Genomic DNA, 14,427 nt, shown 5'->3' on the forward strand with positions numbered 1-14,427 from the left:
TTGGCTCCTTAAAATTAAAATGTAAAAATAAAATTGGAGGTCACAATTTGCGACCTCCAATTTAAAAAACAACTTGAGGTTACAAATTGTGACCTTTAAGATTACAAAAAATGAAAGAAGAAGAAAAAAGTATAATTCCAGATGAAATAATATCTAATAAAATCTATTTGATTCGCAATCAAAAGGTAATGATAGATAGAGATTTAGCGGATTTATATCAAGTAGAAACAAAAAGATTAAAAGAGTCTGTAAAAAGAAATTCAGAAAGATTCCCTGAAGATTTTATGTTTGAATTGACAAAAGAAGAGTTTGAAAACTTGAGGTCGCAATTTGCGACCTCAAGTTGGGGAGGTACAAGATATTTACCTTCTGTATTTACAGAACAAGGAGTTGCAATGTTATCGAGCGTTTTGAATAGCGATAGAGCTATTGCTGTAAATATTAAAAATTATTAGAATATTTACGAAAATGCGAGATTTATTAAGTGATAATTTAAGTTTACGATTAGAAATTTAAGACATTAAAAAGAAAGTAAACAATCATGATAAAAACATTGAATTGGTATTTTCTTACTTGGATGAATTAATTGAGAAAAAAGAGAGTGGAACAGAAAGAAATAAAATAGGTTATAAATAAAAAATTTATCAAATAATTTAGTTAGCAAACAAGTTTGCGTTAGGGATTGAAGCGACATCCTTTTTGCTTTTCCGCAAAAAGATATAGCGTAAAGCCCGACCTTTTTAGGGAACGCCCAAAGAATAAACAAGTACACAATTAAACGATTATACGTTTTTATGAGTGAAGAAATAAACGAGAACGAACACGAAGAGGAATTAACGAATCAAGAAAATCAATCTGAAGATACTGATAACCAGACAGAATCTGTAGAAACCATTACCAAAGTTACAGGAATGTACAAGGAGTGGTTTTTGGATTATGCTAGTTACGTAATTTTAGAAAGAGCAGTGCCTTCTTTAGAAGACGGATTGAAACCTGTGCAACGTAGAATTATGCATTCTATGAAAGATTTGGATGATGGACGTTACAACAAAGTAGCGAATATTGTTGGGCATACAATGCAGTATCATCCTCATGGAGATGCTTCTATTGCAGATGCTATGGTTCAAATTGGCCAGAAAGAATTGCTAATTGATATGCAAGGAAACTGGGGAAATATTTTGACTGGAGATAGAGCTGCAGCCTCAAGATATATTGAAGCACGTTTGTCTAAATTTGCCTTGGATGTTGTTTTTAATCCGAAAACTACGGATTGGAAAATGTCTTATGATGGTCGTAGAAAAGAGCCAATTGATTTACCTGTAAAATTCCCATTATTACTGGCACAAGGAGCAGAAGGAATTGCAGTAGGGTTATCAACCAAAATATTACCTCACAATTTTATTGAATTAATTGATGCTTCCATAAAATATTTAAAAGGGAGAAGTTTTAAAATTGTTCCAGATTTTTTAACAGGAGGAATTGCAGATTTTACAGGATATAAAGACGGAAAAAGAGGAGGAAGAGTTCGAGTTCGTGCAAAAATTTCGCAATTAGATAAAAAGACGTTGGTTATTAATGAAATTCCTTTTGGAACCACCACAACTTCTTTAATTGACAGTATTATAAAAGCCAATGAAAAAGGGAAAATAAAAATTAAAAAAATTGAAGATAATACTGCTGCTGAAGTAGAAATAGTGGTGCATTTACCACCAAACGTTTCACCAGATAAAAGTATTGATGCTTTGTATGCGTTTACAAATTGCGAAAGCTCAATTTCGCCTTTAGCGTGTACAATTGAAAATAACAAACCTGTTTTTGTTGGCGTTTCAGAAATGTTGAAACACTCCACAGATTTAACTGTTAATTTACTGAAAAAGGAATTAGAAATTCAGTTAAATGAATTAGAAGAACAATGGCATTTTTCATCTTTAGAAAGAATTTTTATAGAAAATAGAATTTATAGGGATATTGAAGAAGAAGAAACTTGGGAAGGTGTTATTAAAGCAATCGATTTAGGATTGCAACCTTATATTAAACATCTTAAAAGACCAGTTACAGAAGAAGATATTACACGTTTAACAGAAATTCGTATTAAGAAAATATCGAAATTTGATATTGACAAAGCCAAACAATTTTTAGAAAGTTTAGAAGATAAAATTGCAGTGGTTAAAAATCATTTAGCCAATTTAATTGAATTCGCAATTGATTACTTTAAACGTTTAAAAGAAACCTATGGAGCAGGAAAAGAACGTAAAACAGAAATTAGAATTTTTGATGATATTGTAGCTAGTAAAGTTGCTATGAATAACGCAAAATTATATGTAAATAGGGCAGAAGGTTTTATTGGTACATCATTGAAAAGAGATGAATTTGTTACAGATTGTTCTGATATTGATGACATTATTATCTTTAGAAAAGATGGTGGAATGATGGTTACTAAAGCGGATGCAAAAACTTTTGTTGGTAAAGATATTATTCACGTTGCTGTATTTAAAAAGAAAGATAAACGTACTGTTTACAACTATATTTATAGAGATGGAGCAAGAGGCGCAAGTTATATGAAACGTTTTAACGTAACATCTATGACTCGTGATAAAGAGTACGATTTAACCAATGGAAGTAAAAACTCTATTGTGCATTATTTTTCTGCAAATCCAAATGGAGAAGCAGAAGTAGTTACTATTAATTTAAGAGCAGTTGGTAGTGTTAAGAAATTGAAATGGGATATTGATTTTGCAGATTTGGCTGTAAAAGGTAGAGCTGTTAGAGGAAATAGAATCACAAAGTATAGTATTAAATCTGTCGATTTTAAAAGCGAAGGAGTTTCAACATTAAAACCACGTAAAATTTGGTTTGATGATGCTGTGCAACGTTTAAATGTTGATGAAAGAGGCGAATTGTTAGGCGAATTTAGAGCAGAAGATAAATTATTAATTATTACTCAAAGTGGAAAAGCAAAAGCCGTAAAACCAAACTTGGCAATGCATTTTGAAGATGATATGATTGTCTTAGAAAAATGGAAACCAAATAAACCTATTTCTGCCATTTATTTTGATGGAGAAAAAGAACGTTATTATGTAAAACGCTTTTTGATTGAAACCACAGAAAAGGAGGAAGAGTTTATATCTGATCACCCAAAAAGTCAATTAGAAATTGTAGCTACAGATTATAGACCTGTTGCAGAAGTTCAGTTTTCTAAAAGAAGTTTAGAAAATGAAGAAGTTAATTTTGAGGAATTTATAGCTGTAAAAGGAATAAAAGCTTTAGGAAATCAATTAACAACCGATAAAATTAAACAAGTTAATTTGTTAGAATCTTTACCTTTTGAAGAACCTGAAGAAGAAACTCCAGAAGAAATTGAAGTTGTGGATGAAGAAGTGATTGAAGATAAATTACCCATTGATGTTCCTGAATTTAAAAAACCTGTTTCAGAAGAATTATCTGCAGAAGAAAAAGCAAAAATTGCTTTGCAAAAATCGATAGCCAGAAAGAAAGCAGAACAAAAGAGAATTGATGATGAAAATCAGACGAAGTTGTTTTAATTTGAGTTTAAATATTAATTAGAGTAAAATTATTTTATTGATGAAAAATATAAATTTTTCTAAAATTGGTTTTAATAATTCACAAGATGTTTTAAAAAAAATTAAAAGAGATAGAGATATTCTTAAAAAAGCATTAATAAAACAACAAAAGTCTGAATTAAATGACTCAATAATGAATTTATACACTTCAGGATATCAAATAAAAGATTGGCTTAAAGTTGAAGGTTATGATGGAGTAGAGGAATATATAAATTTTAATATTGAATTAAAAGTTTGTGCTGATTTATGTAATGGAGCAAAACATAAAATACTAAGAACATTTAGATCTAAAGAAGATCCAGTTAAAAATATATATTCTTCCGAAATTACAATTGATAATAGTTCTTATACTTCTGATTCAATGATGAGAATTGATAGTGATACTTTTTATATTGAATTTGAATCTGGTAAAAAATATGAAATCCTATATTTTGCAAACAGAATAGTAGAGCTTTGGACTAAATTTATTTAAATAAATAATATATAAAAATCTTTGAAACTCAAACATCTCTATTTACTATTATCAATTTTAGGAATCTGCTACACTTGGTATTATAATATCCAATATTTCAACACAGTTGAAAATGTAAGTTTTGTTGGTTTCCTTAATGATGCTCAACAAAATTTTGCTGGTAAATCTTTTGGAGCAGATTTAACTGTGGTTGTTTTTACGTTTTTTGCTTTTATGATTCCTGAATCTTTACGTTTAAAAATTAAATATTGGTGGGTTTTAATTCCGTTTACATTTTTAATTGCAATCGCCTTTACCTTTCCTCTTTTCTTATATTTGAGAGCAAATGCTTTAGAAAAAAGAATGAATGAGGCTCAAAATAAATAAAGATGACATCAAGAAAAGATAGCGAAAATATTGAAAAAAAAACCACGTTTAAAAAAGATAAATTAACTGCTTCTTTACCTTCTTTAGAGCATCAAAAAAAATCGGATAAGAATAAAAGTGAAACTGATATATTGAAAAAGCAACAAGAACAAGAGCAACAGCAATAATTATTTCATTTTTTCAAAAAACGTAAATTCGTAATTAAGTAATAATTCAGGATTTGTAATTTTAATCAAATCTTTTAAAACCAAATCAGGTCTAGTTCCTGCTAATTCGTAATAAATTGCGCCACCTGTTTTTCCTTTTTTAAGGATTGGTGTATAGATTTTATCGTTTTGAAAAGCATTAAATTTCTTATAGATGTCATTACTATTTAAAAGTTGTTCTTTTGATGAGAAATAACCAGGAGTAATCCAATAATCGGCATTTTGACCCTTGTCAAAAACACTTTCAAAACTCAAAGACAAACTTCCTTTCCCTTCTGTATTTTTCCATAGATAGTCTAAATTTGCATCTATTAAAAATTGAGCAACAAAACTTTCTCCAGCAGGTAAATTCCAAATATCCTTACTCATAATTGCACCCGATAAAATTGTTGGTTTTTTTGTGGATTTTAAAGCGATTTGTTTCGCTTCTATATAATTGGCTTCTATCATTTTAAAAATACTATCAGCTTGTTTTTCTTTATCAAACAAAACTCCAAAAAATTTAATCCATTCAGCTCTTCCTAAAGGAGTTTCTTCCAACCAATCTCCATTGTAAATTACATTTATGCCTGATTTTTGAATGGTTGTTAAAGATTTATCAGCAGAAGAAACACTATAACCAACCACTAATTCTGGTTGTAAATCCAATAATATTTCTGTGTTTAGCGAACTTTCTTTTCCTATTTCTTGTATTTTTCCTTCATCAATTAAAACTCTAGTTTTTGCTGATGAAACATATTTAGAATATGGAAAACCAACAATAGCAGTTTCTTCATTCAACAACTCAACCATTGGAATATGGGTTGTAGAAGTCACCACAATTTTTTGAATAGGAGTAAAGAGGTTGTTTTCAATTTGCTCTTTTTGGTCAGTTTTATTTTGAATGATATACTCAAAAATTTCATCGGAATTTTGATACGCAGATTTTATAATCAACTTTTTAACTCCATTTTCATCAACAATATCAAAACCTTTTGCATATTTAATATTACTTTCAGGTTGATTTTTTTCATCAACTTTAATAACTTCTTTTTTACAAGAAATTAAAATTGATAAAATCGATAAAAAGAATAAAATTTTTGAGTTTTTCATTAGTTATAAACTTGATTTTCTTGTTCTTGAACTCTAATAAAAGTGGTTCTTTTTGTCAATTCTTTTAATCTGCTTGCGCCAACATACGTACAAGTAGATCTAATTCCACCTAAAATATCGATGATTGTATGTTCAACATCACCTTTAAAAGGCACTTCTACAGTTTTACCTTCAGAAGCTCTGTAATTTGCAACACCTCCTGCATGTTTATTCATGGCAGTTTCAGAACTCATTCCATAAAAAGCTTTGAATTTCTCTCCGTTTTTTTCGATTAATTCTCCACCACTTTCTGTGTGTCCAGCAAACATACCTCCTAACATTACAAAATCTGCACTTCCTCCAAAAGCTTTCGATAAATCTCCAGGAATTTTACAACCACCATCAGAAATTATTTGTCCACCCATTCCATGAGCAGCATCTGCACATTCTATAATGGCAGATAATTGTGGGTAACCAACACCCGTTTTTACACGAGTTGTACAAACAGAACCAGGTCCAATGCCAACTTTTATAATGTCTGCTCCAGCCAATAAAAGTTCTTCCACCATTTCTCCTGTAACTACATTACCAGCAATGATTACTTTCTTTGGATGATTTTTACGCATTTTCTTTACAAAATTTACAAAATGTTCAGAATAGCCATTAGCAACATCCACACAAATAAAATTTATTTGCGGAAATTCTGATAAAATTTGCGCAACTTTCTGCGAATCTTCTTTTCCAGTTCCTGTACTTACTGCAATATTTTTTAAAATTTCTTCGGATGAATTTGTAGCGAAATCTCGCCATTCTTCAATAGAATAATGTTTATGAATTGCTGTAAATAATTTATGTTTTGCTAATGCTTTTGCCATTTCAAAAGTGCCAACAGTATCCATATTTGCTGCCATTATTGGTATTCCAGACCAAACAACATCACTATGTAAAAATTTAAATTCTCTTTCTAAACTTACTTGCGAACGCGATTTTAAAGTAGATCGTTTTGGACGAATCATTACATCTTTAAAACCTAATTTTAGTTCATTTTCTATCCTCATAATTGTATCAAAATTTCAGAGTTTAAAGGTATAAAATTTAGAAGTAATTTTATTAGATTGTTTATAAGATTGCATATATATTTGCATCGATTTTTGGTTTTGATGTTATTTTTTTAACATTGAATTAAAAGGGAATCTGGTAAAAAGCCAGAACTGTTCCCACAACTGTAAGTTTATGCTGGATTTTTTTTTTCAGCACCTCAATTGAGGATGTTATTTATTCTTATACCACTGACAATTTATTGTTGGGAAGGTGAAATAACATAAAATAAGTCAGGAGACCTGCCCTAAATCACAAGTTATAACTTTTGGGATAAAAGTTTATGTACTTATTGTTTCTATTCGTACACGAAATTTACCTGAATAATTTAGGTTCCATAAAAATTATGGAATAAACATTACTGTTTTTTGCATAAGCAAAAGGCAAACTTTAAATTATATCATTAAAATGAAAAAACAGTTTTTAATTGTTAGTGTTTTGGCGTGCAATTTTTTTAGCACAAATGTATTTTCTCAACAAGAAAAAGAGAAAATAGAATCTTTAAATGAAGTTGTAGTAACCGCTACAAAATTTGAAACCAATAAAAAGAATGTTGGTAAAATTGTGTACAAAATTACACAAGAAACTATCGAAAATAATCAAGGAAAAACAGTTGTAGACTTATTGAATGACGTTCCTGGTGTAGAAATTAATGGTAATTTTAGTACAAAAGGTCAAAATTTAGGTTATTATATTAGAGGTGGACGAAATAGACAAGTAGCTATTTTAATTGATGGTGTAAATGTAAATGACCCATCTTCTTTTAATGGCGATTTCGATTTACGTCAAATAGATATTAATCAAATAGAAAGTATTGAGGTTTTAAAGGGAGCATCATCTACATTGTATGGTTCAGGAGCTGCAACAGGTGTTATCAACATCATCTTAAAGAAATCTTCGAAAGATAGTTTTGCAGGAACTTTTACAACTTCTATTGGTACAAATTCATCGAGTGAAAATAATAATTTTTCTGGAGAAGAATTTTCTACGAACTTTAATTTTAACGGAACTTTAGGTAAAGTTGATTATTTATTAGGATTAAATGCTAATGGTTCTAGTGGTTTGTCTGCTGCAGAAAGCACAACAAATTCTGCTTTTGAAGAAGATAATTTTTCAAGACAAAATGTGCTATTAAAAGTTAATTATGCTGTAAATGATAAATTAAAAATAGGTTTATTATCTAGTTATGATGAATTTTCTACAGATTTTGATGGTTTTGATTATGATCCAGTAACCTTTGCAAGTATTCCTGCTGATAAAGATAATAACTCAACAAGCGTTCAAAAAAGAGTAGGAGTAAATGCAGATTATTCTTACAAAAATGGCGAATTAAAAATAAGAACTTTCTTGACTGAAATTGATAGAAATGAAACGCCTTCTAATGATTTTTTCTATGGAGAAGTGTATGGTTTTGATGTTTATAATAATTATAAATTCAATGATCAATTTTCTTTTTTAGTTGGTTTTACATCACAATTTCAAGATATGATTCAAAGAACTTCTTATAGTACTATTGAAGAAGGTTCAGGAAAACAGCATTTTTATGATCCTTATGTGTCTGTAAATTATTTTTCGGAAGCTGGCTTTAATATAAGTGCAGGAACTCGTTTAAATATACATAGTGAATATGGAAACAATTTTGTTTTTGATGTAAACCCTTCTTACAATTTTAAAATTGCAGAAAATGATATTAAGGTTTTTGCGTCTTACAGTACTGCTTTTATAGCACCAACTTTGTCAGAAATTTTCACAAAATTGCCAACTTTAGACGAATTATTACCAGAAGAAGATGTTACTATAGAAGGTGGTTTTGATGTAGCTTTAGGTAATAAAATCAGCCTAAGTGTAACCTATTTTTATAGAGAAGAAACTAATAAAATAGGGTATGATCCAGCAACTTATCAGACCATTAATGATTTAGGAACTTTTTCTGCCAAAGGTTTAGAAACTGAAATTTCTTACAAAGCGTCTCAGAAATTAAATTTATTAGCAAATTACACCTATATAGATAGAGATGAGAATTTGTTATTAAAAATTCCTCAAAACAAATTTTTTATCAAGGCAGATTATAATTTGTTTCCACAAACATTTACTTCTTTAAGTTACAGGTTTGTTGATGAAACAAAAGATTTTGGTAATGTAGATTTGGCTTCTTACAGTTTAGTAGATTTTTTCATAAACCATAGTTTATTAGAAAATAAAGTTACTTTTTACGGAAGTGTAACCAATATTTTTAATGAAGATTTTCAAGAAATTGCAGGTTTTACAACTCGTGGAAGAAACTACAATTTAGGTTTAAAAATAAATTTATAATTTTATCGAATTCATAAAAGATTCCCCCGTTTTTATGAGTTTATATATTCATAAATAAGAAAAGCCCTCTGTAAAAAGAGAGCTTTTTGATTTTATAATAGTTTTTTTACTTCATTTTTAATAAAAGCAATTGCAGTTTCTGTTGGTGGCAAGGTTTTAGAATAATCAATTAAAACACTTTCACGCAATTCATTTGCAGAGCTTGAGTTTTCTGCAACTTGTTTTAATTTATTGATAACTGCACTTTTTGCTGCGTAAATAGCTGTCCAACTATCGTCAGAAATATAGATTTGTTGAACCAAATTATGCTCAAATTCTTGCTCTATATTCGCAATTAAAAGCTGTAGATATTCGTTTGTGTCTGTTGATAAAGGCTGAATACGAAGCAGCATTTTCACAGGGTTTATACGCTCACAAAATAATAAAAGACGCTCATAAGCTTGCAATTTTATGGGTAAAGAATCTTTTCTTTTTGCAGCTAATATTTCTAATTTTCTTTCCGAATTTTGACTTTTTATAAATCCATTAAACATATAATAAGCTACAAAACCAGTAACTGCTGCAGGTAAAATATAGGCGATACTTTCAAAGATTTTGTCTTCCATTTTATGATAGTATTTTTAAGGTTTGCAAATATAAAACTCCTAAAAGTATCGCAAACCCAAAACTCAATAAAGTTCCTATTAAAATATATTCGGTTAATTTTCTGTCTTTAGATGATGTTAAATCGCCAAATCTAAAAACCGATTTTGCTGCCAACAAAAAACCAATAGCTTCCCAATGGTTTGTAACTACAAAAGTGAATACAAATAGCCTTTCTAAGATCCCAATATATCTTCCTGCTTTTGCCAAAGAATCGTCGTTTTCTTTTTTCTTTTCAGGATTCCATTGTGTAATAATTAATTTAATGATAATTGCAGCAACAAAAATTACGAGCAATAAAAATATCAACAATAATAAATTTTCTTCGTTGATGATGTTTAAAGTTGATAACGAAAAATCAGTATAAAAAGAAGTGGCAACAATCAACATAAAAATATGTAAAATTTGATCTATAAAAAACCAAACTCGTTTTGTTTTCTTCTTTTGAAAGTATAGTTTTAGCAAGTCAATTGCATAATGAGAAATAACAATTAGTAAAAATCCTGCCCAATATTTTTGCAAATCAACTTGTAATATCAACAATAATAAAACAGTATGAACAGCAATATGGACGTATAATTTTGTAGATTTTACTTTCTTTCCTTCTTTGTCTTTTACCCATTTTTCTGACTGAAAAACAAAATCTCCTAAAATATGTGCCAATAAAAACTTTAAAAATATCAACATATTTAGTGGTTTATTTTTTGGTTGATTAATTGTCTGTAGAGATTTTCTAACTGCATAATTTCATCTAAACCTGCTCTTTTCCTACGTTCACTTGCGCTACTTTCTGAAATTTTTAATCCTTTTGCAATTAGTTTTTGTGTCGTATTTGGATTCTCTAAATATTTTAAGACAAAATCTGCAGAATTTACAGTCCAGTTATCCATAGTTAATAATGCAAGTGCTAAAGAAGTATTAAATATGGCATCAAAATCTTTATCTGAAGATGTAATTGCTAAATTTTGTTTTTTTAATAGCGTGTCAAAAGCCAATCCACTATAAATAAAGGCCTCTCCATTTCCTTCAGTAATATTTTTGTAGTTATCGTTTTTATCTCCAATTCCGATAGCAATTCTTACATCTAAATTTTTTATTTTCTTTAGAGTTGCTTTCAATTTTATTGCAAATAATAGCGCATTTTCAATATTTTCAATTTCAATTTGAAAACTATCACCTCTATAAATTTCCCATATTTTGGGTGATGCTCCAATAGTTTGAAAAGCATTTTTTATTAAAGGAAGCCATTCATTAGAATCAACTTCTCTCGAATTTATAATATCTCCTGTTAAAATACTGGTCATTAAAAATGTTTTTTACAAATATATCATTAATATTCGGGTTTTAAGACGAATAATTAATAATTCGGGTTTTAAGACGAATATTCTATTATTCGGGTTTTAAGACGAATTTTTATCATAATAAGTTGTGTATAAAAACACGAAATCTTCCTTTTCAAAAACGAATAGTTTGGTTAAATTCACACTTTCAAATTCATACAAAATTTACGCTTGAATACATACTTAAATACTTTAAACGAAGCACAGAAGCAGGCTGTTATTCAAAAAGACGGCCCAATGATTATTATTGCAGGTGCAGGTTCTGGTAAAACACGAGTTTTAACCTACAGAATTGCACATTTAATGCAATCTGGAGTAGATGCTTTTAATATTTTATCGCTCACATTTACCAACAAAGCTGCCAAAGAAATGAAAGCTAGAATTGCTGGAGTTGTTGGGCAAAGTGAAGCTAAAAATCTTTGGATGGGAACTTTTCACTCTGTTTTTGCACGTATTTTACGTTCGGAGGCAGATAAATTAGGTTTCCCAACAAACTTTACTATTTACGATACGCAAGACTCTGTTCGTTTAATTTCTGCCATCATAAAAGAGAAGAATTTAAACAAAGAACAATACAAACCAAAACAGATTTTAGGGAGAATATCATCCTTTAAAAACAGTTTAATAACAGTAAGAGCTTATTTTAATAATTCGGATTTACAAGAAGCAGATTTACATGCAAGCAGACCAGAAGTTGGTAATATTTATAAAGAATATGTAGATAGATGTTTTAAATCTGGTGCTATGGATTTTGATGATTTATTGTTAAGAACCAACGAATTATTGGCGCGTTTTCCAGATGTTTTGGCTAAATATCAAGACAGATTTAGATATATTATGGTGGATGAGTACCAAGATACAAACCACTCACAATATATAATTGTAAGAGCATTGGCAGATAAATTTGGAAATATTTGTGTAGTTGGAGATGATTCTCAAAGTATTTATAGTTTTAGGGGAGCAAATATTCAGAATATCTTAAATTTTCAAAAAGATTATCCTGATGTAAAAACCTTTAAATTAGAGCAAAATTACAGATCTACAAAAAACATTGTAAATGCAGCAAACTCTGTAATTGCAAGAAATAAAACAAAATTAGATAAAGAAGTTTGGACGAGTAATGATGCTGGAGATTCTATAAACGTAATGCGAACCATTTCTGATGGTGAAGAAGGACGTTTTGTAGCACAATCTATTTGGGAAAATATGATGAACAATCAATTAACGCCCGATAGTTTTTGTATTTTGTATAGAACAAATTCACAATCTAGAGCCATAGAAGATGCTTTAAGAAAAAAGAATATCGACTATAAAATATATGGGGGAATTTCTTTTTATCAGCGTAAAGAAATTAAAGACATTTTGTCTTATTTGCGTATTTTAATCAACCCAAGTGATGAAGAAGCATTAAAGAGAATCATTAATTACCCAGCAAGAGGAATTGGTGCTACAACTATTGATAAGCTTACGATTGCTGCAAATCATTATAAAAAATCCATTTTCGATATTTTAAAATATATTGATAAAATTGACCTAAAATTAAATTCTGGCACAAAAAATAAGTTGCAGAATTTTATGAATATGATTTTGCGATTACAAATTGAAGCAAAAACAAAAAATGCTTTTGAAATTGCAGAAGTAGTTGTAAAACAAACGCAATTAATAAAAGATTTAGAAAAAGATGGCACTCCAGAAGCTGTTAGTAAAGTAGAAAATGTTCAAGAACTTTTAAACGGAATTAAAGATTTTATTACTGATAAAATTGAACAGGGAGAAGATACTTCTTTAACATCGTTTTTGGAGGATGTTGCTTTGGCTACAGATTTTGATTCAGAAAAAAATGATGACAAACCTACAGTTTCTTTAATGACAATTCATCAATCTAAAGGATTGGAATATTTGTATGTGTATGTTGTTGGTTTAGAGGAAAATTTATTTCCATCTGCCATGAGCATGAATACTAGAAGTGAGTTAGAGGAAGAACGAAGATTGTTTTATGTGGCGTTAACCAGAGCAGAAAAAGTTGCGTATTTAACTTATGCACAAACTCGTTATAGATGGGGAAAATTAATTGATGCAGAGCCAAGTCGATTTTTAGAAGAAATTGATGATCAATATTTGCATTATATTACTCCAAAAGTTCCAGAATCTTCTGTAAATAGATTTATTGATAAAAGTATTTTTGATGATGCACCAAAAGGAATTCGTTTTCAAAAACCAATTCAACGTAAAAAAGCAGAACGAGATTTAATAAAAAAGAAAGAAATTATTGTTCCTAAAAACTTAAAAAAAGTATCGCAAGCAACAACACCTAAAGCCAATTTGTTTGATGGTACTATTGCAGTTGGTAATATTGTTGAACACAATAGGTTTGGTAGTGGAGAAGTAATTGCTTTAGAAGGAAATGGCCCCAATAAAAAAGCAGAGATAAAGTTTGGAACTGTTGGTAAAAAGAAATTATTACTACAATTCGCCAAATTAAAAGTGATTGGTTAAAATGCCTAGGATAAAATTATATAATAGGTTTTTAAATATGTCACTCCTAAAGGAGTTTTACGAAATTATGTAATTTAGTTTCTATTAATCTACAGCTCCTATGGAGCTTAAAACATTAAAAAATTAAAATTAAACTAAAACTGCAGAGCAGTGATAAATTAATAGAAAATAATTTAAATCTAAAAACCAAGCTCCATAGGAGCGAAATAATAATAATAATAATAATAAAATTCAAAAACATTATTTAGCTCTGTAAGAGCGACATATAATACAAGCAAAGATATTCAGAAATCAATTATAAAATAATTCAAAAATTATCCATAAAAAATGGCAAATACATATACACAATTATATTTCCACATTGTATTTGCTGTAAAAGGAAGAGATAATCTAATTACATCAAAATTTAAAATTGAACTATATAAATACATCACAGGAATAATCAGCAATAAAAATCAAAAATTGATGATTATTAATGGAATTCCCAATCATATTCATCTTTTAATCGGTACAAAACCAAATTGTAATTTATCAGATTTAGTGAGAGATATCAAAGCAAATTCATCTAAATGGATAAATGAAAATAAATTTGTGTTAGGTAAATTCGAATGGCAAACAGGGTTTGGTGCTTTTACAGTTAGTCATTCAGGAATTGATAAAGTGATAAAATATATAAAAGATCAAGAGAAACATCATAAAATAAAATCCTTTAAAGACGAATATATCGATTTTTTAAAAGGTTATAAAATTGATTTTGAAGATAAATATATTTTTTCAGAAGATTAATTTTATAAATTGAGTAACTTTTTTAAAATTAAAAGTGATTGGTTAAAAAATCAATT

At 29.0% G+C, this 14,427-nt stretch carries 13 protein-coding genes and 1 riboswitch; of the genes, 8 read left to right on the forward strand and 5 right to left on the reverse strand.

Annotated elements, in window-relative coordinates:
- The first annotated feature begins 110 nt into the window (after nt 1–110).
- From LPB03_RS02525 to LPB03_RS16570, 5 genes are all read left to right on the forward strand, one after another.
- Complete coding sequence (locus tag LPB03_RS02525; RefSeq protein ID WP_231953127.1) at nt 111–455, forward strand: ORF6N domain-containing protein; 345 nt, start codon at nt 111–113, stop codon at nt 453–455.
- Between the two features lie 339 nt (nt 456–794).
- Nucleotides 795–3,542 carry a DNA gyrase/topoisomerase IV subunit A gene (locus LPB03_RS02530; protein ID WP_065318032.1) on the forward strand — a complete coding sequence of 916 codons (2,748 nt, stop codon included), beginning with the start codon at nt 795–797 and terminating at the stop codon, nt 3,540–3,542.
- Between the two features lie 40 nt (nt 3,543–3,582).
- Complete coding sequence (locus LPB03_RS02535) at nt 3,583–4,053, forward strand: hypothetical protein (protein ID WP_065318031.1); 471 nt, start codon at nt 3,583–3,585, stop codon at nt 4,051–4,053.
- Nucleotides 4,054–4,074: 21 nt separating this feature from the next.
- Nucleotides 4,075–4,419 carry a DUF2834 domain-containing protein gene (locus LPB03_RS02540; RefSeq protein ID WP_065318030.1) on the forward strand — a complete coding sequence of 115 codons (345 nt, stop codon included), beginning with the start codon at nt 4,075–4,077 and terminating at the stop codon, nt 4,417–4,419.
- Between the two features lie 2 nt (nt 4,420–4,421).
- Complete coding sequence (locus LPB03_RS16570; protein ID WP_157579350.1) at nt 4,422–4,586, forward strand: hypothetical protein; 165 nt, start codon at nt 4,422–4,424, stop codon at nt 4,584–4,586.
- Here LPB03_RS16570 and LPB03_RS02545 read toward each other — a convergent pair whose 3' ends face one another.
- Both LPB03_RS02545 and guaC read right to left on the reverse strand, forming a co-directional pair.
- Nucleotides 4,587–5,717, reverse strand: coding sequence for an ABC transporter substrate-binding protein (locus LPB03_RS02545; protein WP_065318029.1), 1,131 nt, complete (start codon nt 5,715–5,717; stop codon nt 4,587–4,589). It lies immediately after the preceding gene.
- Nucleotides 5,717–6,754 carry a GMP reductase gene (gene guaC / locus LPB03_RS02550; RefSeq protein ID WP_065318028.1) on the reverse strand — a complete coding sequence of 346 codons (1,038 nt, stop codon included), beginning with the start codon at nt 6,752–6,754 and terminating at the stop codon, nt 5,717–5,719. Before guaC ends, LPB03_RS02545 begins: the two co-directional genes overlap by 1 nt.
- Before the next feature lie 77 nt (nt 6,755–6,831).
- Nucleotides 6,832–7,058: riboswitch (cobalamin riboswitch) on the forward strand.
- A 144-nt stretch (nt 7,059–7,202) separates the two neighbouring features.
- Between guaC and LPB03_RS02555 the strand changes: the two genes are divergently transcribed.
- Nucleotides 7,203–9,107, forward strand: coding sequence for a TonB-dependent receptor plug domain-containing protein (locus tag LPB03_RS02555; protein WP_065318027.1), 1,905 nt, complete (start codon nt 7,203–7,205; stop codon nt 9,105–9,107).
- A 92-nt stretch (nt 9,108–9,199) separates the two neighbouring features.
- Here the strand turns inward: LPB03_RS02555 and LPB03_RS02560 are convergent, their stop codons facing one another.
- The 3 genes from LPB03_RS02560 to LPB03_RS02570 are packed head-to-tail and all read right to left on the reverse strand — an operon-like array spanning nt 9,200 to nt 11,053.
- The gene (locus tag LPB03_RS02560; RefSeq protein WP_065318026.1) at nt 9,200–9,712 is read right to left on the reverse strand and encodes a DUF7935 family protein; all 513 of its coding nucleotides are present in this window, start codon (nt 9,710–9,712) and stop codon (nt 9,200–9,202) included.
- A gap of 1 nt (nt 9,713) precedes the next feature.
- The gene (locus LPB03_RS02565) at nt 9,714–10,436 is read right to left on the reverse strand and encodes a DUF3307 domain-containing protein (RefSeq protein ID WP_065318025.1); all 723 of its coding nucleotides are present in this window, start codon (nt 10,434–10,436) and stop codon (nt 9,714–9,716) included.
- A gap of 2 nt (nt 10,437–10,438) precedes the next feature.
- The gene (locus LPB03_RS02570) at nt 10,439–11,053 is read right to left on the reverse strand and encodes a hypothetical protein (RefSeq protein ID WP_065318024.1); all 615 of its coding nucleotides are present in this window, start codon (nt 11,051–11,053) and stop codon (nt 10,439–10,441) included.
- Nucleotides 11,054–11,260: 207 nt separating this feature from the next.
- Between LPB03_RS02570 and LPB03_RS02575 the strand changes: the two genes are divergently transcribed.
- Both LPB03_RS02575 and tnpA read left to right on the forward strand, forming a co-directional pair.
- Nucleotides 11,261–13,585 (forward strand): ATP-dependent helicase, encoded by a 2,325-nt coding sequence (locus LPB03_RS02575; RefSeq protein ID WP_065318023.1) that lies wholly within the window; start codon nt 11,261–11,263, stop codon nt 13,583–13,585.
- A gap of 327 nt (nt 13,586–13,912) precedes the next feature.
- Nucleotides 13,913–14,371: an IS200/IS605 family transposase gene (gene tnpA / locus LPB03_RS02580; protein WP_065318022.1), complete on the forward strand. Its 459-nt coding sequence runs from the start codon at nt 13,913–13,915 to the stop codon at nt 14,369–14,371.
- Nucleotides 14,372–14,427 lie beyond the last annotated feature (56 nt).

The sequence above is a fragment of the Polaribacter vadi genome, assembly GCF_001761365.1.
Taxonomy (GTDB): Bacteria; Bacteroidota; Bacteroidia; order Flavobacteriales; family Flavobacteriaceae; genus Polaribacter; species Polaribacter vadi.